Annotated in this window: 24 protein-coding genes, 1 pseudogene and 1 riboswitch; of the genes and pseudogenes, 4 read left to right on the plus strand and 21 right to left on the minus strand. The window is 42.9% G+C overall.

The window, feature by feature from the left end; genetic code table 11:
- Positions 1–69: 69 nt before the first annotated feature.
- The 10 genes from resC to scpA all read right to left on the minus strand — a co-directional run bounded on the left by resC (position 70) and on the right by scpA (position 8,672).
- The gene (resC, locus tag NSQ83_RS11690; protein WP_004398799.1) at positions 70–1,245 is read right to left on the minus strand and encodes a cytochrome c biogenesis protein ResC; all 1,176 of its coding nucleotides are present in this window, start codon (positions 1,243–1,245) and stop codon (positions 70–72) included.
- 19 nt (positions 1,246–1,264) lie between these two features.
- Positions 1,265–2,893 carry a cytochrome c biogenesis protein ResB gene (gene resB, locus NSQ83_RS11695; RefSeq protein WP_086344030.1) on the minus strand — a complete coding sequence of 543 codons (1,629 nt, stop codon included), beginning with the start codon at positions 2,891–2,893 and terminating at the stop codon, positions 1,265–1,267.
- The gene (resA, locus tag NSQ83_RS11700) at positions 2,890–3,429 is read right to left on the minus strand and encodes a thiol-disulfide oxidoreductase ResA (RefSeq protein ID WP_003230513.1); all 540 of its coding nucleotides are present in this window, start codon (positions 3,427–3,429) and stop codon (positions 2,890–2,892) included. Before resA ends, resB begins: the two co-directional genes overlap by 4 nt.
- Positions 3,430–3,523: 94 nt before the next feature.
- Positions 3,524–4,258 (minus strand): 23S rRNA pseudouridine(2605) synthase RluB, encoded by a 735-nt coding sequence (rluB, locus tag NSQ83_RS11705; protein ID WP_004398815.1) that lies wholly within the window; start codon positions 4,256–4,258, stop codon positions 3,524–3,526.
- Positions 4,259–4,349: 91 nt separating this feature from the next.
- Positions 4,350–4,886 carry a spore maturation protein SpmB gene (spmB, locus tag NSQ83_RS11710; protein ID WP_003230509.1) on the minus strand — a complete coding sequence of 179 codons (537 nt, stop codon included), beginning with the start codon at positions 4,884–4,886 and terminating at the stop codon, positions 4,350–4,352.
- Positions 4,887–4,890: 4 nt separating this feature from the next.
- Positions 4,891–5,481 carry a spore maturation protein SpmA gene (gene spmA, locus NSQ83_RS11715; RefSeq protein ID WP_004398980.1) on the minus strand — a complete coding sequence of 197 codons (591 nt, stop codon included), beginning with the start codon at positions 5,479–5,481 and terminating at the stop codon, positions 4,891–4,893.
- Positions 5,469–6,617 (minus strand): D-alanyl-D-alanine carboxypeptidase DacB, encoded by a 1,149-nt coding sequence (dacB, locus tag NSQ83_RS11720; RefSeq protein WP_128993082.1) that lies wholly within the window; start codon positions 6,615–6,617, stop codon positions 5,469–5,471. Before dacB ends, spmA begins: the two co-directional genes overlap by 13 nt.
- Positions 6,618–6,739: 122 nt before the next feature.
- On the minus strand, positions 6,740–7,279 hold the full coding sequence (locus NSQ83_RS11725; RefSeq protein WP_014477219.1) for a YpuI family protein: 540 nt from the start codon (positions 7,277–7,279) through the stop codon (positions 6,740–6,742).
- A 54-nt stretch (positions 7,280–7,333) separates the two neighbouring features.
- Positions 7,334–7,927: an SMC-Scp complex subunit ScpB gene (scpB, locus tag NSQ83_RS11730; protein ID WP_003223904.1), complete on the minus strand. Its 594-nt coding sequence runs from the start codon at positions 7,925–7,927 to the stop codon at positions 7,334–7,336.
- A complete protein-coding gene (scpA, locus tag NSQ83_RS11735) occupies positions 7,917–8,672 on the minus strand; it encodes a segregation/condensation protein A (RefSeq protein ID WP_014477220.1) in 756 nt (251 codons plus the stop codon). The genes scpB and scpA overlap by 11 nt, the downstream gene beginning before the upstream one ends.
- A gap of 280 nt (positions 8,673–8,952) precedes the next feature.
- Between scpA and NSQ83_RS11740 the strand changes: the two genes are divergently transcribed.
- Entirely contained in the window at positions 8,953–9,477 is a 525-nt protein-coding gene (locus NSQ83_RS11740; RefSeq protein ID WP_032722049.1) for a DUF309 domain-containing protein, read from the plus strand.
- 13 nt (positions 9,478–9,490) lie between these two features.
- On the opposite strand, the gene ribT is transcribed toward NSQ83_RS11740, so the two are convergent.
- The 7 genes from ribT to lepB form a co-directional block, all read right to left on the minus strand.
- Entirely contained in the window at positions 9,491–9,865 is a 375-nt protein-coding gene (gene ribT, locus NSQ83_RS11745) for a GNAT family N-acetyltransferase RibT (RefSeq protein ID WP_003223910.1), read from the minus strand.
- 112 nt (positions 9,866–9,977) lie between these two features.
- Positions 9,978–10,442: a 6,7-dimethyl-8-ribityllumazine synthase gene (gene ribH / locus NSQ83_RS11750; protein ID WP_003223915.1), complete on the minus strand. Its 465-nt coding sequence runs from the start codon at positions 10,440–10,442 to the stop codon at positions 9,978–9,980.
- Between the two features lie 32 nt (positions 10,443–10,474).
- The gene (locus NSQ83_RS11755; protein WP_003230496.1) at positions 10,475–11,671 is read right to left on the minus strand and encodes a bifunctional 3,4-dihydroxy-2-butanone-4-phosphate synthase/GTP cyclohydrolase II; all 1,197 of its coding nucleotides are present in this window, start codon (positions 11,669–11,671) and stop codon (positions 10,475–10,477) included.
- 14 nt (positions 11,672–11,685) lie between these two features.
- Complete coding sequence (gene ribE, locus NSQ83_RS11760; RefSeq protein ID WP_004398505.1) at positions 11,686–12,333, minus strand: riboflavin synthase subunit alpha; 648 nt, start codon at positions 12,331–12,333, stop codon at positions 11,686–11,688.
- 10 nt (positions 12,334–12,343) lie between these two features.
- Positions 12,344–13,429 carry a bifunctional diaminohydroxyphosphoribosylaminopyrimidine deaminase/5-amino-6-(5-phosphoribosylamino)uracil reductase RibD gene (ribD, locus tag NSQ83_RS11765; protein WP_198878661.1) on the minus strand — a complete coding sequence of 362 codons (1,086 nt, stop codon included), beginning with the start codon at positions 13,427–13,429 and terminating at the stop codon, positions 12,344–12,346.
- Positions 13,430–13,560: 131 nt separating this feature from the next.
- Positions 13,561–13,705: riboswitch (FMN riboswitch) on the minus strand.
- Between the two features lie 120 nt (positions 13,706–13,825).
- On the minus strand, positions 13,826–14,170 hold the full coding sequence (locus NSQ83_RS11770) for a hypothetical protein (protein ID WP_003230488.1): 345 nt from the start codon (positions 14,168–14,170) through the stop codon (positions 13,826–13,828).
- A 232-nt stretch (positions 14,171–14,402) separates the two neighbouring features.
- Positions 14,403–14,957 carry a signal peptidase I gene (gene lepB / locus NSQ83_RS11775; protein WP_003246166.1) on the minus strand — a complete coding sequence of 185 codons (555 nt, stop codon included), beginning with the start codon at positions 14,955–14,957 and terminating at the stop codon, positions 14,403–14,405.
- A gap of 256 nt (positions 14,958–15,213) precedes the next feature.
- Between lepB and NSQ83_RS11780 the strand changes: the two genes are divergently transcribed.
- Positions 15,214–15,450, plus strand: coding sequence for a hypothetical protein (locus tag NSQ83_RS11780; protein ID WP_082200955.1), 237 nt, complete (start codon positions 15,214–15,216; stop codon positions 15,448–15,450).
- Here NSQ83_RS11780 and NSQ83_RS11785 read toward each other — a convergent pair.
- The 3 genes and pseudogenes from NSQ83_RS11785 to NSQ83_RS11795 form a co-directional block, all read right to left on the minus strand.
- Positions 15,393–15,599 (minus strand): zinc ribbon domain-containing protein, encoded by a 207-nt coding sequence (locus NSQ83_RS11785; protein ID WP_003230483.1) that lies wholly within the window; start codon positions 15,597–15,599, stop codon positions 15,393–15,395. The two genes, NSQ83_RS11780 and NSQ83_RS11785, sit on opposite strands and share 58 nt — an antisense overlap.
- Positions 15,600–15,718: 119 nt before the next feature.
- On the minus strand, positions 15,719–15,922 hold the full coding sequence (locus NSQ83_RS11790) for a phosphatase PAP2 family protein (RefSeq protein WP_250629421.1): 204 nt from the start codon (positions 15,920–15,922) through the stop codon (positions 15,719–15,721).
- A 309-nt stretch (positions 15,923–16,231) separates the two neighbouring features.
- A pseudogene (locus tag NSQ83_RS11795) lies at positions 16,232–16,437 on the minus strand (hypothetical protein).
- A 678-nt stretch (positions 16,438–17,115) separates the two neighbouring features.
- Here NSQ83_RS11795 and NSQ83_RS11800 point away from each other — a divergent pair.
- The gene (locus tag NSQ83_RS11800) at positions 17,116–17,328 is read left to right on the plus strand and encodes a spore germination protein (RefSeq protein WP_003230479.1); all 213 of its coding nucleotides are present in this window, start codon (positions 17,116–17,118) and stop codon (positions 17,326–17,328) included.
- A gap of 143 nt (positions 17,329–17,471) precedes the next feature.
- Here the strand turns inward: NSQ83_RS11800 and NSQ83_RS11805 are convergent, their stop codons facing one another.
- The gene (locus NSQ83_RS11805; protein WP_003223931.1) at positions 17,472–17,903 is read right to left on the minus strand and encodes a peptidylprolyl isomerase; all 432 of its coding nucleotides are present in this window, start codon (positions 17,901–17,903) and stop codon (positions 17,472–17,474) included.
- A 256-nt stretch (positions 17,904–18,159) separates the two neighbouring features.
- Here NSQ83_RS11805 and NSQ83_RS11810 point away from each other — a divergent pair, with 256 nt between their 5' ends.
- Positions 18,160–19,032, plus strand: a complete 873-nt coding sequence (locus NSQ83_RS11810) for a DUF1002 domain-containing protein (RefSeq protein ID WP_009967658.1) — start codon at positions 18,160–18,162, stop codon at positions 19,030–19,032.
- Positions 19,033–19,041 lie beyond the last annotated feature (9 nt).

Here is a 19,041-nt window from a genome sequence, read left to right on the forward strand (position 1 = left end):
GCTTTCCTTCTGTTACTTTCATTTTATCAAATCGTGAGAAAGTTTGAGAACTGTGTCGCTTTCAAAGGACTATGCATAAGAATGAAGTCCGGCAAGCACAAGATTTACGAATATTAAATTAAACATAATAATAGCAAAACCGATTACGGCCAGCCATGCTGACTTCTCACCGTGCCAGCCTCTTGACAGTCTTAAGTGCAAGTAAGCGGCATAGAACAAAAACGTGATCAGCGCCCATACTTCCTTAGGGTCCCAGCCCCAAAATCTGGTCCACGCGAGCTGAGCCCAAATCATTGCAAAGATCAGCGCGCCGAGTGTAAAGATCGGAAATCCGATTGATACGGCCCTGTACCCAACCTCATCCACCAGATCAAGATTGACGTTTTTCACCAGCGGATGTAATAGAGCGCTGATTCTTTTTCTGATGATCAGACGGAGAGCCCCATACAACACAAGACCTGCTCCAAATGACCAAATGACAGTGTTCACTTTTCTGCCTGAGAAAAGCGCGGGAAGATCAACAAGCGGTTCCATTCTTCCTTCGGTCAAAAGCTCTCCCTGATGCGGACCGACAAGCGCGGGCATTTCGTACACCATCACGCTTTTTTCTTTACTTTTGTCCACCCAGTTAAACTCCGCTTCATAGCCTGCAAGACGAAATGCCGATGTGATTGCAATAAAGGCGACGGTTGTGACCAGGATAAACATAATCGCTTCAAGCCAGAAGGTCTTTTTGCTTGGCTTTGTCTGGTCTACATGCTTCAAAAGAAAGATGACACCAGCGACAAAGCTGATGGCAAGTATAGCTTGCCCAAGCGCGGCCGTTGTTACGTGAATATACAGCCAGTTACTTTGGAGCGAAGGAATTAAAGGCGAGATATCTGTCGGAAACATGCTGGCGTAGGCAATCAGCAATAAAGCAATTGACAGCGTAAACAGGCCTAATGAAGGCAATCTATAGAGAAAATAAAGAATGATAAACGCCAAAACAAGCATCATGCCAAAAGCGGTGGTGAATTCAAACATATTGCTGACAGGCGCATGGCCGCTGGCAGCCCACCTTGTGATGAAATATCCTAGGTGGCAGAAAAAACCGACAATAGAAAGGGTGATTCCAATGTTGGCCCATCGGTTTGGCCTGCCCTTTTTATCTTTATTCCCGCGTATGGCCCCGCCGAAGATTGGGACAGCGATTAAATACACAAGAAAGGCCGCATAAAGAAAATTTCCGCTCAGCTCTGCCATGACATCACTCCCTTTTCGCCTATTTCTGTGTTTTGATTAATTCTTTTTGGTCCACCGGTTCAGTCAGTCCGGAATCAGCCAATATAAATGCTAAATCCTTCTTCAGGCCAAACCAGTTTTTATTGGTATGCCCTGCTACCATAACTGCACCGTCCTGTGAGTGCAGCCAAATTCTTCGATGCTGCCAGTACATACCTTGAATAACACCGATCATAAAAATGGCTCCGCCGACAGCAAGCACCCAGAGTGTCAGATCCTTTCTGACTGTAAGTCCAGTAATGTTTTTCGTTTCGACATGGTCAAATTTCAGCTTGTATTTATTATTGCCTGATCCTTCGATGGTTTCTTGGATGGCGACAAAGCTCTTTTCGCCTTTCGGTTTGTCCGGCGTTATAATATTAAAGACAAAAGCCGGATTGTTAGGGATCTTTGTTTTTGTGCTCGGCTCTCCGTCCTGATTAAAATAGAAGTCTGGCAGGTAGCTGGCGATTTCCACTTTGTAACCGTTGCCAAGATCATAGACCGAATCTGGATCCAGAAGGTTGATCTTCAGGCTCCCAAAGGATTTTTTTGTTTTTTTATCAATCAGCTGGAACACCATTTGGTCAAGCTGATTCTCTTTATAATCCACCTGGTAAACGGAAAAAGAATCAAAACGCAGCGGCTGATTGACACGGATGTCTTCTTCTGTTACTTTTTTCAGCTTCGGCTTCTCGCCATAAACAATTTTTCCTTCTCTCTTGTAGAGTACGGCCTCGGTTTGAAAGTTCTTTGCCACTCTACCGTCCCCGACTCTGTCAATGGCATCTGCAAATACCTTTTTTTCCGTTTTGCTGTTATAGGTCTCTACGCTGAATTGATTGTTTTTCAAATAATATTTTCCGTCTGTACCCGGAATTGCTGCGGTTTCGCCTTCTCTGACCCAAAGCGTCTCATCGACGTACATGCCAGGCACAAATCTCAGCATCGCACCAATCAAAAAGATGATCAATCCAATATGGTTGACATACGGGCCCCAGCGGGAAAAGCGTCCTTTTTCAGCAAGAATGCTGCCCTCTTTTTCTCTGATTCTATAATGTTTTTTCTTTAATAGAGCAACTATCTTTTCTTTCGATTCCCCGTTCAGTACAGTTACTGTTTCACTGAACAAGCGCTGCCTTCTTAAAAAAGCTGGGCTCCTTCTGACGCCTTGGTTTTTTAACGCTCTGTACAACGGAATGACCCGATCAAGGCTGCAAATCACGAGTGAAATGCCGATCGAGGCAATGAGCAGCAAATACCACCAAGAACCATATAAGTGATGAAACCCGAGCAAATAATAAAGCTGGCCGAACGTGCCGTACTGCTCCTTGTAATAAGTATCAGCCTGTGCGCCCGGAGGCAGATAGGCTTCCTGGGGAAAAATGGTGCCGAACGCTGATGCGGCAAGGGTTATGACGATAAGCCATATTCCCACCTTAACCGAGGAAAAGAAATTCCAAATTTTGTCGATGATCGTTTTGTTATAGGTTTGCGAACGTCTTGCGCTTCCGTCATATCTCATATCAGCGAGCGGAGGTTGAGTTTCCTGAAGAGCTCTTCCGCACGATTCGCATAAAACGGTTCCGACCGGGTTTATATGTCCGCATTCACATTTGACTTGCTTCATCCCGAAGTCTCTCCGGGTTTTATGAGATTCATATAATCGTGTATCATGCTTTCTGTCATAGTGCCGGTCACCACCTTGACAACTTTTCCTTCCGGATTGATCAAAAAGGTTGTCGGAAGCGGAGATACGTCATAGGCATCAAGCACTTGGCGATCTGTATCCAGAACAACCGGGAAATTGACTCCGTAGGATTTCATAAAATTATGTACTGCTATCTTTGACTCCCCAACATTTACAGCGACAATTTCAACACCTTGGCTTTTAAAATGCTTATATTGGTTTGCCATATAAGGAAACTCTTTTTTGCACGGTTCACACCATGTACCCCAGAAATTCAAAAAAACACCTTTCCCTTTTAAGTCACTGAGCTCGATACGTTTCCCATTCGTATCCTCAAGGACAAAATTCGGTGCGTCGGACCCTTCGGATATACTCTCTTTGCCGGCAAATACAGCATTGTAAATGGTATAGCCGAGTGCGCAGATTAAAACGAGAAGGATGCCGGTCCGAATGAATAAACGCCTTTTTTTCTTCATTGTCCACTGCCCCCTTCCCCCTATTGCAGATCCATTCAATTATATCATTGCACGTTCATTTCACATTTCTTACTTTTTGAAGGTTATGTGAAATTTAGAAAGCGTTTTTACCATGATCCGCCAGTGCTCTGAGCCTTTTTACTTCGTGAGGCGTAAGCTCTCTGGCATCGCCCGTGTGCAGGCCTCGCAGGTTTAAAAACGCGTATTCCTCACGCTTCAGCTTGATTACCTCATGTCCGATCGCTTCAAACATGCGGCGCACCTGTCTGTTGCGTCCCTCATGGATCGTCAGCTGAATAATGCTTGTCTGCTTTTTCTTATCCAAGGACAGCAGCTTCGCTTTAGCAGGCGCTGTTTTGCCTTCTTCCAGCCTAATTCCGCGCTCCAGCTTTCTGAGCAGCTCTTTAGGCGGGATTCCTTTCACCTTCGCCACGTATGTTTTGTCTATTTCATACTTAGGGTGCATCAGCTTATTGGCGAATTCGCCGTCATTGGTTAAAAGCAAAAGACCGCTCGTATCATAGTCCAGACGCCCAATCGGATAAATGCGCTGCGGAATATTTTTAAAAAAGTCCGTCACCACTTTGCGTCCTTTATCATCTTGCGCTGCGGAAATAACGCCTCTTGGTTTATATAAGAGAAAGTAAACCGGCTCTTCGCGTTCAACCTTTAACCCGTTTACCTCAATCTGATCAGAACCGGTGACCTTAACACCTAGCTCTGTTACTACTTTGCCATTCACCTTTACTTTTCCTTCTTTAATCAGCTCTTCTGCCTTTCTGCGCGACGCAACTCCAGCATGAGCAATCACTTTTTGCAGTCTTTCCATGTCTTTCACCTCAAGTATTATCTTACTTTTTTAAACCTTAACAAACAAGCTTTTTCAAATTCCTATGCCAAATCTAAAAAAAACGCCGTTTTCAGGCGCTCCCAAATAATAACGTAACGATGATGATAGATGCAACTACGCCGATTAAATCTGCAAGAAGTCCCACCTTTAATGCATCACCCATTTTTTTAATGCCGACTGCTCCGAAATACACAGTCAGTACGTAAAGCGTTGTATCTGTAGATCCCTGCATGACGGAAGCAAGCCTGCCGATAAAGGAATCGGGCCCGTATACTGCAATTAAATCGGTCGTCATTCCGAGTGCGGCCGTACCGGAGATCGGGCGGATCAGAGCAAGCGGCACTACTTCAGCAGGGATGCCGATAGCGGAGAAAGCCGGTTTTAAAAGATCCATTATAAAATCAAGCGCGCCTGATGATCTGAAAACAGTTATAGCGACAAGCATTCCGACTAAATAGGGGATAATGGAAAAGGCGATTTCTATCCCCTCTTTTCCGCCTTCGACAAACGATTCATATGTCGGAACCTTTTTGATCGTTCCATAAAGAAGAATTCCGGCAATAATGATTGGAATCATGGCTAAAGACAGCCAGTTGATGATTTCCATCCGCTCACCTTCCCTTCTTTTTGCGGCGGTAATAAAAATACCGATCAATGATAATGGCACCGATTCCGGAAATAAGCGTTGCCAAAATGCTTGGCCCGACGATATCTGTCGGCGTTTTGGAGGAATAAGCCATTCGGACAGCGATCACCGTTGTCGGGATGAGTGTGATGCAGGACGTATTAACAGCTAAAAAAGTAATCATTGACCGGCTTGCTTCCGATCGGTTTCCATTCAGCTTTTTCATTTGTTCCATTGCTTTAATGCCAAGCGGAGTTGCTGCATTTCCGAGGCCGAAGAAATTCGCCATAAGATTAGATAAAATATAGCCCATCGCCGGGTGATCCGGCGGTATATCAGGGAACAGTTTAGATATAAAAGGCCTGCACATCCGGCTGAAAATATCCAAAAGACCTGACTGCTCGGCGATTTTCATTAAGCCAAGCCAGAAAACAAGCACGCTCATCAATCCAAATGAAATCGTAATCGCTTCTTTCGCACCCTTAAACACGGCTTCATTTACATCTTGCAGAGTTCCGTTGCACATCGCAAAAACGAGTCCGATCACGGTTAAACTGACCCAAATTATATTGACCATTTTGCTCCGCCTGCCGCATTCAGAAAGATTGATTTAAACGTTTCAAAAAATTGTTTCTTCGGTTTTTGATGCCGCTCATTTTCATAATAGATCGGCACTTTTGCGATGGTTGCATTGTTGAACATGATCTCCATGTGCCCTACGATGTCAGGGATTTTCGAGGCATCTTTTTCCCATGCTTTTTTCGGCTTGAGCAGTGTGGTATTAATTTTCACATCTTCTTTTTCCTCTTCAGTCAGCAAATAGGTGATATCACGTTTGATAAAAGCCTTCGATTCATAAAATGTGCCTTTCAGCTTTGGAATATCCCCTTTTTTTGCAATTAAATAGGTTTGATAATGCTCAAACACATAGTTAAACATCTTCATATGGTCATCCCAATCATTAGGGTCATTAATGGTGACGGCTATCAGGTCAATGCCGTCCTTTGAAGCCGTAGAGACCAGTGTCCGTTTTGCAAGTTTTGTATAGCCTGTTTTTCCTCCTGTGCTGTACGGATATAGCATGGTCAGCAGTTTATTTTTGTTTTTCCATACGCTTTCCATCGTTTCCGCTTTGTATATTTTTGTGCCTGAAATCTTTTGATAGTCTTTCAGCTTCATAGCATACTTAGTTAAAATGGCCATGTCATAGGCTGTTGAATAATGATTTTCATGGTCGTCCAATCCGTGCGGGTTTTGAAAACGGGTGTTTTTCATACCAAGCTGCTCGGCTTTTTGATTCATCATATAAACAAACCCATCGAGGCTCCCACCGACATGCTCAGCAATCGCGACAGCGGCGTCGTTTCCTGATCTTAGCATCAGGCCATACACAAGATCTTTTAGCTTCACTTTTTGACCTTCTGTTAAATAAATGGCGGAGCCTTCTGTTCTGACAGCATTTGCCGAAACCGTCACCGTTTGATCCATTTTGCCGGATTCGATGGCGAGGACGGCGGTCATAATTTTTGTGATGCTCGCGATCCGCCTTTTTTGATGCTCATCCTTGGCATATAACACTCTGCCTGACGCACCGTCAATAATGATCGCGCTTTTTGCACTGACATCTATAGCAGCATGTGCTGTATTCACATTTACGGTTGCAATAAGAAAAGAAATCATGATCACGAATACTGCTTTTTTGAAAATGCGCATGTTTGCTCACGTCCTTGTGGTGGTTTGTACAAGTTTATGCGCATGTCCATCAGTTATGAATAACAATTATATTTCTGGAAGCAAACATAAAAAAACTCTCCCTGAAAAAGGGAGAGTAAACGTTATCTGATTGGCGCCATGCTTGATCCGGACGCTTCGTAATGAGCCAGCTCTTCCCTCATCTTCAGAAAGGCCGCGCTCAACGGCAATAATAATTGCTCAAGCGACGCAGGAACAGCATGATAAAACTCAATTGCGCTGACCCCGGTATAAGACGCCCGGCTATTTTCACACCACGTGTCTTTTTTCGGCATAAAGAACTCTTCAATGCATTGGTGATACACATTATAAAGTGTTTTTTCCGCTCTGGCTTCCTGAAAAGGCTCCTGCATCAGGAGACGACGGCACGCTTCTGCGCCTCCTTCACAAAATACTGCCATTCTTCTCAGAGTGCTAAGCACATCACAGCAGTACCCTTTTTCAATAGGCAATTCAGCCTGTAAGGACTCAAGCGTCGTTTGATTTAGGTAATCGTTCACGGTATTGACAACCATTGATAAGAATTCGCCTGTTTTTTGAGTCTGCGCTCGCACAATCGAATGTCCCATTTCGTTTGGTATCTTCCCCTCATGTCTTTGTCTCTCACATTTTGCTTCTTTCATGATAGCTTCTTCCTTATATCTTATGATGATGAAAAAGCGCGATTCATTAAACTTCTATTTTATATCTTCGAAGGTTTGGTTAAAGTTTTCAAAAAATAAATCTGCTTCTTCTTGAAGAACGTCTTCTTCCGCATTTTCAGGCAGCGGCGGAAGCTCGTCCAGCGTTTTCAGACCGAATTGTTCAAGAAAAGTCGGCGTAGTACCGTATAAAATGGCCCGCCCCGGACCATCGGCACGCCCTACTTCACACAATAGCGCCTTCGCGACAAGACTGTGTAAAATCCGCTCTGATTTTACTCCTCTGATTTCTTCAATTTCTGCTCTCGTAATTGGCTGTTTGTATGAAACAATGGCCAGTACTTCTAAAGATGCCTGAGAAAGGCCCTTTGACGGCACTTCAATCAGTTTTTTCAAGTAAGGCGCAAAGTCTTTTTTGGTAGAGAGCATGTACGTATCTGCATACTCAATAAGTTCAATCCCTCGTGTATCTCCGCGGTATTCGTCCGCCACATCCGCCATGATCGTGTTCAGTTCAGGCTCTTCGATTTCAAGCACTGTTAACAGCTGCTTTTTTGTAAGCCCTTCATCGCCTGCCGCATAAAGAAGGGCTTCCACAATAGCTTTCCAATTCACGATATCAAGCCCCATGAATGGATTCACTCCCCGTAATGTAAATATCTGAAAAATTGTGTTCCTGTTCAATGAGGACCAGCTGATTTTTCATCAGCTCGAGAACAGCTAGAAAGGTCACTACTAAATGTTCTTTTTGCTCATATGGAAACAGATCCATAAAGTTGATTCTCGTTCCTCTAGATTTCAAGCTGTGCACGATTTCGTTCATTCTGGCTTCGATTGGTATGTCCTGTCTTGTAATTGTTGTTTCCATCGGCCTGTTTATTTTTTTGCGTTTCAGCACTTTTTGAAAAGCTCCGATCATATCATAGACCGTGACAGAGAGCTTTTGCTCAGACTGTTTTACTTCTTTTGCGTATTCACTCAAATCACTCGGCGGTTTCGTGAACGATTTTTGTCTTTCTTCTTCCCGTTCTTTTAAATCCTTCGCCGCATCTTTATATTTTCGATACTCAATCAGCTTTTCAATCAGTTCCTCCCGCGGATCTTCTTCTTCAAGTAATTCATCTTCAAAAAGCTCCTCCTCTTGCTTCGGGAGCAGCATTCTGCTTTTAATGCTGAGCAGCGTGGCAGCCATAACCAAATACTCGCTGGCCATATCGAGCTCAAGCACACGCATCGTATGTACATATAATAAATATTGTTCAGTGATCTTCGCCACAGGTATATCATATATGTCAATTTCAAGACGATTGATTAAATGAAGCAGCAGGTCCAATGGGCCCTCAAACGTATCAATTTTCACTTGATATTCTTCCATCATCTCACCATTTTCAAGTATCACTCTCATTGCCGGAAAAACTGGCTACCCTATAGTATAAGCCACCAAAAAGCTCTCGTCCAATACTATTTCATTTCCTGTTTTGAACAAGTTTATACAGAATATTCAAAACACGAGAGGTATTTGCTCGGAGCGCAGAAGCGGGAGAAAAAGCCTTAGCTTCTGGTTTTCCTTTCTAAGAAGCAATAGAGGCCGAGCGTTCTTTTTTCCTTTTATCCCTTCTATGGTACACTAAAAGCACATTAAAGGAGGAAACACCTTGTATCCGAAAGCTTATATAGATTATCTCGTTGAGTTTCACGCGACACGGGATTATTTTGAATGCCATGAAATATTAGAAGAATATTGGAAGGAAGATCCGCCAAAGAAACGAAAACGCTATTGGGTCGGCTTTATTCAGCTTGCAGTTGCTTTATATCATCACAGAAGGCAGAATACAGCCGGGGCAAAAAGACTGATGGCGAACAGCATCCGGATTCTTCAAGCAGAACACCGGGCAGTCGAAGACTTAGGGCTCGATCATGGCCGTTTGCTCGAACTTATGCAATCGGTTTACGAACAAATCGAAACCGGCTCTGCCTATAAAAGCATTATGCTGCCAATCAAAGATGAGAAACTGGAGGAAGCATGCAGGATCGAATGCAGGAAAAAAAAGTATACATGGGGGCAGCCCAGTGCACTCAGGAACATATTTCTGATCGACAAACACCGTTTGCGGGATCGGACTGACGTCATCCGTGAACGTGAAAGAGAAATAGAACGCAGAAAAAAAAGCAGAGGCTGATGACAGCCTCTGCTTAATTATTGTATGAAATGTCTTGATCCTGCTGACCTTGACAACGTTCGAAAAAGCTCTGCGTTAATTCATTTGGAACCAGTACTTGCGTTTTGAATAAATGCTTTAAAGCATCCATCATCTGTTTTCCGATTCCTTGATGGCGATGAGAAGGATTCACACTGATATGCCGGATCTCAACCTCAGAATCCTTTTTTTCGACTCCGATTGCTCCGACGATATCCTCGTCCTCTTTCCAAAGAAAGAGCTGGCGGTCTGTATCCGTTTCGTAGTCCTTAATTGTCTGCTGAAGCTGCTTAAGGTCTTTTTCATTCGGCATAAACGAAAGAAGCCCCATCGCAATCTTTTCAAACGATTTTTTATAACGAATTAACATAAAAACCCCTCTATATCCAAAATGTCCAGTCTGCTATTAACGGATACGAATAGGTGATCCGTTTTCTCACATTATATCATTTTCGCCATATTTTTAAACTGTTTTCAGCAAATTATTCAAATGAGCGGTTTAAATTTGCCATTTCAATGGCAGAAACAGCACAATCTACACCTTTGTTGCCCGCTTTTGTGCCGGCACGCTCGATAGCCTGTTCGATGTTTTCAGTTGTTACAATTCCAAAGATGACAGGTACACCAGTAGTGTTTGCTGCTTGCGCGATGCCTTTTGCAGCTTCATTGCAGACATAATCGTAATGTGTCGTTGCGCCTCTGATGACAGTGCCCAATGTGATAATAGCATCATATTTTTTTGTTTCCGCCATTTTTTTCGCAGCAAACGGTATTTCAAATGCGCCTGGAACCCAAGCCACATCAATGTCATTTGTGTCTACGCCATGTCTGAGCAGCGCATCTTCTGCTCCGCTCAGCAGCTTGCTCGTAATAAAATCATTAAATCTTCCTACTACGATTCCGATTTTAAGACCTGTACCAACTAAATTTCCTTGTATGATATTCATATGATTCCCATCCTTTTTTGTGATATTTGTGGTTAGAAATGAAGTAAATGACCTAGCTTGTTCATTTTGGTTTGCAAATATTTTTTATTGTGTTCTTTCGCCTCCATTTGAAGCGGCACTCTTTCTGAAATACTGAGTCCGTAGCCTTCAAGGCCTGCGATTTTTCGCGGATTATTCGTCAAAAGCTTCATATTCCGGACACCGAGGTCGCGTAAAATTTGTGCTCCGATGCCATAGTTGCGAAGATCCGGCAAGAATCCAAGCGCCTCATTGGCTTCTACGGTGTCATAGCCTTGTTCCTGAAGCTTATAAGCTTTTAATTTATTGATTAAACCGATGCCTCGTCCTTCTTGGCGCAAGTACAGAAGCACTCCACGGCCTTCTGCGGCAATTTGGTTCAGCGCAGCGTGCAGCTGCGGTCCACAATCACAGCGATGAGAGCCAAACACGTCACCTGTGAGACATTCTGAATGTACCCGGACCAATACCGGTTCTTCTCCGAACGGCACCTCTCCCATCACAAATGCGACATGCTCTTTTCCATCTACCTCATTTGTGTATCCATAAACCTTAAATGTCCCAAAATCAGTAGGCAGCGTAATGTCAACTTCACGCTCGACAAGTGTTGTCAGATTGTAACGGTATTGAATCAAATCCTTAATGGTGATCATTTTTAATTGATGCTTTTTCGCAATTTCAATGAGCTCAGGCACTCTCGCCATCGTTCCGTCTTCATTCATAATTTCACAAATGACGCCGGCTCCTGGAGATCCGCAAGCTTCAGCAAGATCAACAGCAGCTTCTGTATGGCCCGCTCTTTTCAGGACACCTCCTTTTTTCGCAATCAGTGGAAAAATGTGCCCCGGACGCTGAAAATCAGATGGCACGGATTTGCTGTCCAGCAATGCTTGAACGGTAAAAGATCTTTCTTGAGCGCTGATACCTGTCTTCGTTTCACGATGGTCTATGCTTACGGTAAATGCAGTGTGGTGAGAGTCTGTATTATGCTCAACCATAGGGTGAAGATCAAGCCTGTCTGCGATTTCCTCACTGAGCGGCGTGCAGATCAGTCCTCTCCCATGTGTCGCCATAAAGTTAATGACTTCCGGCGTTGCATGCTCGGCAAGAGCCACAAAGTCTCCTTCATTTTCTCTGTCTTCATCATCTACAACGATGATGACTTCGCCTTTTTTTAAAGCGTCCAGTGCTTCTTCTATCGGATGAAACATGCTAATCTTCCTCTCTAAAAGCCGTTTTCGCTTAAGAAGGCTTTTGTAATGGTTTGTTGGGTCTTATTTTCATTGGCTTTATGCAAAAATCGATACATATATTTTCCGATCATATCGCATTCGATATTCACTTTAGAGCCGATCGTTTTTTCTGAAAAAATCGTTTCGCTGATCGTATGCGGTATTAAGGAGATCGTCACTGTGTCTTCTGTCAGGCCGAATATGGTTAAGCTCACGCCATCCACCGTAATTGATCCCTTTAAAACCAATGTTTTTGTTAATGATGGGTCCATTTTTAAATCATAGTAAACTGCGTTGCTTTTCTCTTCAATTCGTGTGATTTCCGCAGTTCCGTCGACATGGCCTGAGACGAAATGGCCTCCGAAACGGCCGTTTGCCGCCATCGCTCTTTCCAGATTTACTTTGCTTCCTTTTGTTAAATCATTCAGTGACGTAGCTTTGACTGTTTCAGGCATAACATCCACTGTGAATTGATTTTTTGTAAAATCAGTGACAGTTAAACAAATGCCGTTCACTGCAATGCTGTCGCCAAGATGAACATCCTCTAAAATCTTTGAGCATTTAATAGTTAAGGCCATTGCATGCCCTGCTTTTTTCATGGATTCGATTGTGCCTGTTTCTTCGATAATTCCTGTAAACATGGTCACCATCCTATTCCTTTGTCGGTTTTGCCGTCAGTTTGATATCACGGCCGATTTGGGTTATATCAGTGAATTGTAATAAGGGGACATCTTTCATTGATTGAAAACCTTCACCGGAGATTAAGCTGGGAGCATGCGTTCCTCCGATTAGTTTAGGGGCATAATAGAAGATGATTTCTTGAAAACAGCCTTCTTTGACAAAGCTTCCGTGAACAGCTGAACCGCCTTCCACATACACCGACATGATGCCTTCCTCCGCTAGGATCTTCAAAACATCGGGAATTTGAATGCGCTCGGTTTCAAGTGTAAATATGTTCACTCCGAAAGCTGAAAGCCGTTTTTTCTTTTCCTCTTCTGCGCGTGCCGTCGTAAAAATCCATGTCGGCGCTATTTGATCACAAATCACTTTAGCGTCCTCAGGAATCGAGAGTACGGTATCAAGTATGACCCGAACCGGCTGTTTTGTTACATTCGGCAGTCTGCAGGTTAAGCTCGGATTGTCGGCTTTCACTGTGCCAACTCCGACTAAAATGCTTTGGTGTGTTTTCCTGTATTGCTGAGCATCCTGTCTTGCAGCCTCTGACGTGATCCATTTGCTGTCACCCGTGCTGGTAGCTATCTTGCCGTCAAGGCTGGCAGCCGCTTTTAGCGTGACGTACGGAAGGCCTGTCCTCATAAAGTGCAGAAATTTTTCATTCAGCCTCTCCGCCTGGTCTGCCAGGATGCCTTCCCTTACCTCAATGCAGGCTTCTTTCATCATGCTGATCCCTCTTCCAGCCACAAGCGGATTAGGATCTCTCATCGCCACGAACACTCTTTTGATGCCAGAGTTGATAATCAATTCTGCACATGGCGGTGTTTTTCCGTAATGGCTGCACGGTTCGAGTGTAACGTAAATGTCGGCACCCTCTGCATGTGCTCCAGCCATATGGATGGCATGAACTTCTGCATGAGCTTCCCCATATTTTAAATGGGCGCCCATTCCGACAATTTGTCCGTCCTTTACGACAACAGCGCCGACAAGCGGATTGGATTCGGTCTGTCCTTCGCCCTGCTTCGCAAGATCTAAGGCCAGCTTCATATAATACTCTTCCATTTGTTTCCCTCCCCTCTTTTGTTATTTACCGTCAAAAAAGCCCCGAATTTTTATAAAAAATCCGGGGCTTTAGGTATTTTACGCAATAGGAAATAACACTATGCATTTTTGAACCATTTGCATAGCGGTTCATCATCCTTCTCCCATCCAGACTTTCACTGTCGGCTTCAGCTTAAACTGAATCCACCGCGTGCTTATGCACACGGGTCACGGGCTCTAAAGCAAATGTGCTTTACTACCGCCGGTCGGGATTTCCACCCTGCCCCGAAGGATACAATCTTTATTCATTTGTCCTTATTGGCTATTATAGCGATCCTTTTTAAAGTACGCAATGAAATAAACTTACAATTTGAGAAAAACAAAACATCACCCTTCGATCCGAAAGGTGATGTTTTGTTAATCATTCACTTTTGCAACCTTGATTAATCCGTCGATCCGCTTTGATTTGCTGAAGTAAGCCTTAATCTTGTCACCTTCTTTTATATCAGATAAATCCTGATTTAATTTTTTTCCGTTGAAGATGATTTTCGTTCCGTTTTCTGCTACTCCATGATACTCTGAGCCGTCAATTTTCGTCACTTTATATTCCTGGATGGTGTATTCCTCTTCTTCCGAGGACAAGGTTTGTCCAATTGCTGTCGGAACATCCTTCAGCTCAACATCATTTATGTACATATAACCGCCTGCAAGTAAAAGCAAAAGCACTAACAGAATGGTAATCTTGGTTTTTATTCTTCCCATTTCTAAACCTCCAGCCAATATGAATCTATTCATTCATATGAGTTATTCCTTTTTTTCATGAATAAAAAACCGTAAATTCTCGTAAATTATTAATATAACGATGCATAACGGGAATATGTTTCACATTTCTGCAAAAATTTCTTTTCTATAGATATACGAATTTATGTTCTGTTTTAAGGGGATGACCGCAAAAAAGATATAAAAAAGCAGCCTCTCGGGAAGCTGCTTGATCCTAATTTGTTTTGCGCATTTCGTTAAACGGGTAGAAAACAAACTTTGACGTACCCGCAATTTGTTTTTTCGTGAAGAGGCCAAGGCCGTTACGGCTGTCCATGGAATTGCGACGATTGTCACCCATCACAAAATACTTGTTATCAGGCACTTTAACCGGGCCGAAATCATCGGTCAAATGGTCAAAACCGTCCTGTTTCGCTCTCTTTTTATTAGCCGCCAAATAAGGTTCGTCCACCTTTTTCCCGTTGATATAGAGCTGGTCATTTTTCATCTCAACCGTATCGCCGGGAAGGCCGATAATACGTTTGACATAGTGAACATCATCTCCGTTTAACACGACGATGTCTCCTCTATCAAACTCGCCGATGTATTTGACTGTCATATTAACAAAGACCCTTTCACGGTTGTGAAGTGTAGGATACATAGAGTCACCATCAACGACATACGGCGCAAAAATAAAGTTGCGGATGAGCAAAGCAAGAACGACAGCAATCACAATTGCTTTTGCCCATTCTAATATTGATTTTTTCTTCGAAACATTTTCTGATTTCAACTGATTTCCTCCAATAAACAACGGTCTTCAATTTATGTTATCACGAATCGAAAAAAAATCCCATTAGGACCATTGAAGTGATTTTACAAACACATCTTCTACCCACATCATGCCTATTTTTCTTGTCGATCATAACTAAGCCTGCAAATATTGAAAGAAATGAATCGCATAATTCAGAAGCGATGGACTCAGAAGAAAGAGAGTTCTCATATGCTAAATCTTTAGATCGTATATAAAGCATGAGGTTACGGGCAGTTTGTTCATTTACTGCATTCCATTGATCTCCCAGTCCATGATACCCATGGCACTTGACAAAACAATTCACGTCATGAAGGTTACTGGAATGTTTGCGGCAGCCTATTTCACAGGTGATAACCGCACCACGTTTTTTGCTTTCATAATATGTTTAAAATCATTCAAGCTCGAAAACATGGATCAGCCTCCAAAAAATAAATCCAATATATTCCCAGCAGTTGAAGACTCTTTATTATAAAACTCTGAATATCCGCAGTTCTTACAGTAAACCACTAGAAATCGGTTATGCTGCACGTCAAACAGCTTTGATAATCCCGTGCCGGTTGTGGCTATTTCTTTTTGTCCGGCTTCAGTACTGCCGCATTTTATACAGCCTTTGTTGTCCATATCGCGTTCTCCTTTTCATTACATCACGTTTGTTTGATTTATTTTACTACAAAATACCAATCCCAATGAACCGTACTACTTTAAAGTTTTCTTAATTTTGATCACCCGTTCTTTACATACTAATTGAGTTCGTTTCTCAGCTTGGTAAATCTTCTGGAGAAACGGAAAAGCTCCATGACCAAAACATTTAAACCAAGCCAAACACCGCCGAAGGCGTAACCCGCAGCAACATCACTCGGATACTGCTCATTAACGTACACACGGCTCAGCCCGATGAAGAATAAAACGATAATAAACAAAAAAACGCAACAGTTTGCAGACACGCCTTGTGAGAATGACGAACAAAAAGATAAGCACAAAAACCAAAAATGACAAATGCCGTTAACGTCTGTTCGCTTGGGAATGGATATAATACATGACTTTCCAAAGGAGCGTGAACAGGATGAAGGGAATGAAAGAGCCGTCTGATTCCCTCTTCATAAAGCTCCCCACCAATGACTAGGAAAAATAAGAAAGATAGTTCGATTTTCCGATCTTGCCCTCTGAATACCGTCCAAAAAAAAGTTAGAACAATAACGGCTAACAGAACACCTCTCGACGCAAAAGCTTTCTGAATTGCAGCTGGGCCCAGTCTATACCCGATCCAATACGACATGCTCACTCCCGCACAGCTCCCCAATCCGGCCGCTAACATGCTTAGCACCCAGTTTAACTTTTCTTGAAACACGAGAACACCGGCAAACTCTCCTGGTCCAAGTAAAGATAGAAACTCTAACATCAAGACAATAAACAAGACGGCATATCCGTACTGTTCGAGCAACCCCGTCAAAACTTGCATGTGATTCTCCTTAAACTTTTTTGTTCTTTTATCATTCCCAATCCACTTTTTGTATAATCAGCACAATTTCACCTTCAGTCGTCCAACAACATTGTCTATGGCGGGATCTTCTCTCCTATACTCGTCACTCATACATTCTTTTTTGACATAGGAGGAGCAATAGCATGAAATGGGAGGAAACAAAAGATACACAGGGAGTTTGCCAAAATTTTGGGCAGTTCGTTCTGCCACCGAGTCAGGTGTTTGTTTGCCTACCTCATTCCTTGGCCATTCCCCATTTTCCCCGTTTGATGTTCGCAATGATAAAGTATTTCACTTAGTTTCGTACATGAAGAGGTAAATTCTTTGCTCACCGAACTAGGATAGCGGCGCATGACGATTACTGCATTGCATAACCACTAGTTATTTAGTGAGCCGGGTGCAATGTATATGCATTTTGAGTCAGCACAGGATGATCCTATTACATTCGCCAGAAAAGCAGCTGCCGCATTCAGAGTAGTTAAAAGAATAGACAGATAGCTAGTCTTCCGGAAGCTTTAAAGGAGGCGCTTTTTTCGAGTTTTTTTAAATCAATGAAAACAGGCATCTCCTAAATATTTTTGCCGATAAGTTTACGCTAATCAACTCTAGCACTAATACATATAAAAAATAGAATGATATGAAAGGAGACTTGATAGTATGATTGATTATCCTATTAATATAAACAACGTTTCCGGGAACAGTGTAATTAACGTAGGCGGCGCTTTTATGATCAGGCCTTTAACTTTGTCGAAATCTGTGTTTGGCTCCGGAGGTTTAAACACAGGAATTGTTTTTGAAAATAACTTTGTAAGCAAGGCTAAAATGATTAATCATCAATTTACTGATCAGAACGTCACCAAAACTTTTTAATCTATTCATTACGGGGGCTTGCGATGTCTCACTAACTAAACACCTGGTTTTGCCAACCGCCATCAGCACTCGGCGGTTTTTTATTGAACATTTTTACCCAATAAAAAAGCTCCCTCTATATGAGGAAGCCTTTTGCCTGCCAATTAGCCTTCTACGCGAACTTCTTTCATGACATCGCCGTTAGACATGTTTTTCGCGAATTCTAATCCGCTTGTTACTTTACCGAATACAGTGTGAACACCGTTCAAATGAGGCTGTGGCTCATGAACGATGAAAAATTGGCTGCCGCCAGTGTCTTTTCCGGCATGTGCCATAGAAAGTGCGCCCGCCTCATGTGTATGCGGGTTTCCTTCTGTTTCACATTTGATTGTGTATCCCGGACCGCCAGTACCAGTTCCGTGCGGGCATCCGCCTTGGCTGACGAAGCCAGGGATCACTCGGTGGAATGTAAGCCCGTCATAAAAGCCTTCGTTCGCAAGCTTTTCAAAGTTTGCAACAGTTCCAGGTGCAGCTTCAGGATAAAGTTCAAATTCAATTTTGTTCCCGTCTTCTAATAAAAAGTAACCTGTTTTCAATTGTATGCCTACTTTCTTTATTTTAATTTTCAAAGGAGATTATGTATGATAGGTTATAGCCTGTCTCTCCTTGTCGCGGCTATTATACCACACCTTTCGGGGGAAAACGAATCTCCCGAGCTTTACTAAAAAATAAAAATGAAACCTGAATCTCTTTATCTCCGTCTAACCTAACGGAACTGTATTTTTCATGATTCAGGTCCTCACAAAGCAGCACTATCCAGCTGCTTGTGAAATTGAAGGAGGTCAAACTGCTTTGAAGAAAATTTGGATTGGAATGCTGGCAGCGGCCGTTTTGCTGCTGATGGTTCCGAAGGTCAGTCTCGCGGATGCCGCAGTTGGAGATGTCATTGTAACACTGGGTGCTGATTTGTCAGAATCTGACAAACAAAAAGTGCTTGATGAAATGAATGTCCCTGATAATGCCACAACGGTAACCGTGACCAATAAGGAAGAACATGAATATTTAGGAAAATATATATCGAACGCGCAAATCGGATCGAGAGCGATTTCTTCATCGTCAATCACCATTGCCAAAAAAGGCTCCGGATTGAATGTTGAGACCCATAATATCAGCGGCATCACAGATGAAATGTACCTGAATGCACTGATGACAGCCGGTGTTAAAGATGCGAAGGTGTATGTTACAGCACCGTTTGAAGTATCCGGGACTGCCGCTTTAACTGGATTGATTAAGGCGTATGAAGTTTCTTCTGACGAAGCGATCTCGGAGGATGTTAAGCAGGTCGCCAACCAAGAGCTTGTCACGACATCAGAGCTTGGAGACAAAATCGGTAACGAAAATGCGGCAGCCCTGATTGCAAAAATCAAAGAAGAGTTTGCTAAAAACGGGGTGCCTGATAATAAAGCTGACATCGAAAAACAAGTGGATGACGCAGCTTCTGATTTAAACGTCACACTTACAGACAGCCAAAAGAATCAGCTTGTCTCCCTATTCAATAAGATGAAAAACGCTGACATTGACTGGGGACAGGTCAGTGACCAGCTAGATAAAGCGAAAGATAAGATTACGAAATTCATAGAATCAGATGAAGGCAAAAACTTCATCCAGAAAGTCATTGATTTCTTCGTATCTATCTGGAATGCGATTGTATCTATATTCAAATAAGAAAAGCGC

The organism is Bacillus sp. PS217, assembly GCF_037963535.1.
Taxonomy (GTDB): Bacteria; Bacillota; Bacilli; order Bacillales; family Bacillaceae; genus Bacillus; species Bacillus subtilis.

Excerpts from the sequence above, each read along its gene's own strand:
- resC (WP_004398799.1), bottom strand. The coding sequence starts at position 1,245 with ATGGCAGAGCTGAGCGGAAATTTTCTTTATGCGGCCTTTCTTGTGTAT.
- resB (WP_086344030.1), bottom strand. The coding sequence starts at position 2,893 with ATGAAGCAAGTCAAATGTGAATGCGGACATATAAACCCGGTCGGAACC.
- resA (WP_003230513.1), bottom strand. The coding sequence starts at position 3,429 with ATGAAGAAAAAAAGGCGTTTATTCATTCGGACCGGCATCCTTCTCGTT.
- rluB (WP_004398815.1), bottom strand. The coding sequence starts at position 4,258 with ATGGAAAGACTGCAAAAAGTGATTGCTCATGCTGGAGTTGCGTCGCGC.
- spmB (WP_003230509.1), bottom strand. The coding sequence starts at position 4,886 with ATGGAAATCATCAACTGGCTGTCTTTAGCCATGATTCCAATCATTATT.
- spmA (WP_004398980.1), bottom strand. The coding sequence starts at position 5,481 with ATGGTCAATATAATTTGGGTCAGTTTAACCGTGATCGGACTCGTTTTT.
- dacB (WP_128993082.1), bottom strand. The coding sequence starts at position 6,617 with ATGCGCATTTTCAAAAAAGCAGTATTCGTGATCATGATTTCTTTTCTT.
- NSQ83_RS11725 (WP_014477219.1), bottom strand. The coding sequence starts at position 7,279 with ATGAAAGAAGCAAAATGTGAGAGACAAAGACATGAGGGGAAGATACCA.
- scpB (WP_003223904.1), bottom strand. The coding sequence starts at position 7,927 with ATGGGGCTTGATATCGTGAATTGGAAAGCTATTGTGGAAGCCCTTCTT.
- scpA (WP_014477220.1), bottom strand. The coding sequence starts at position 8,672 with ATGGAAGAATATCAAGTGAAAATTGATACGTTTGAGGGCCCATTGGAC.
- ribT (WP_003223910.1), bottom strand. The coding sequence starts at position 9,865 with ATGTTAATTCGTTATAAAAAATCGTTTGAAAAGATTGCGATGGGGCTT.
- ribH (WP_003223915.1), bottom strand. The coding sequence starts at position 10,442 with ATGAATATCATACAAGGAAATTTAGTTGGTACAGGTCTTAAAATCGGA.
- NSQ83_RS11755 (WP_003230496.1), bottom strand. The coding sequence starts at position 11,671 with ATGTTTCATCCGATAGAAGAAGCACTGGACGCTTTAAAAAAAGGCGAA.
- ribE (WP_004398505.1), bottom strand. The coding sequence starts at position 12,333 with ATGTTTACAGGAATTATCGAAGAAACAGGCACAATCGAATCCATGAAA.
- ribD (WP_198878661.1), bottom strand. The coding sequence starts at position 13,429 with ATGGAAGAGTATTATATGAAGCTGGCCTTAGATCTTGCGAAGCAGGGC.
- NSQ83_RS11770 (WP_003230488.1), bottom strand. The coding sequence starts at position 14,170 with ATGGGAAGAATAAAAACCAAGATTACCATTCTGTTAGTGCTTTTGCTT.
- NSQ83_RS11785 (WP_003230483.1), bottom strand. The coding sequence starts at position 15,599 with ATGGACAACAAAGGCTGTATAAAATGCGGCAGTACTGAAGCCGGACAA.
- NSQ83_RS11800 (WP_003230479.1), top strand. The coding sequence starts at position 17,116 with ATGATTGATTATCCTATTAATATAAACAACGTTTCCGGGAACAGTGTA.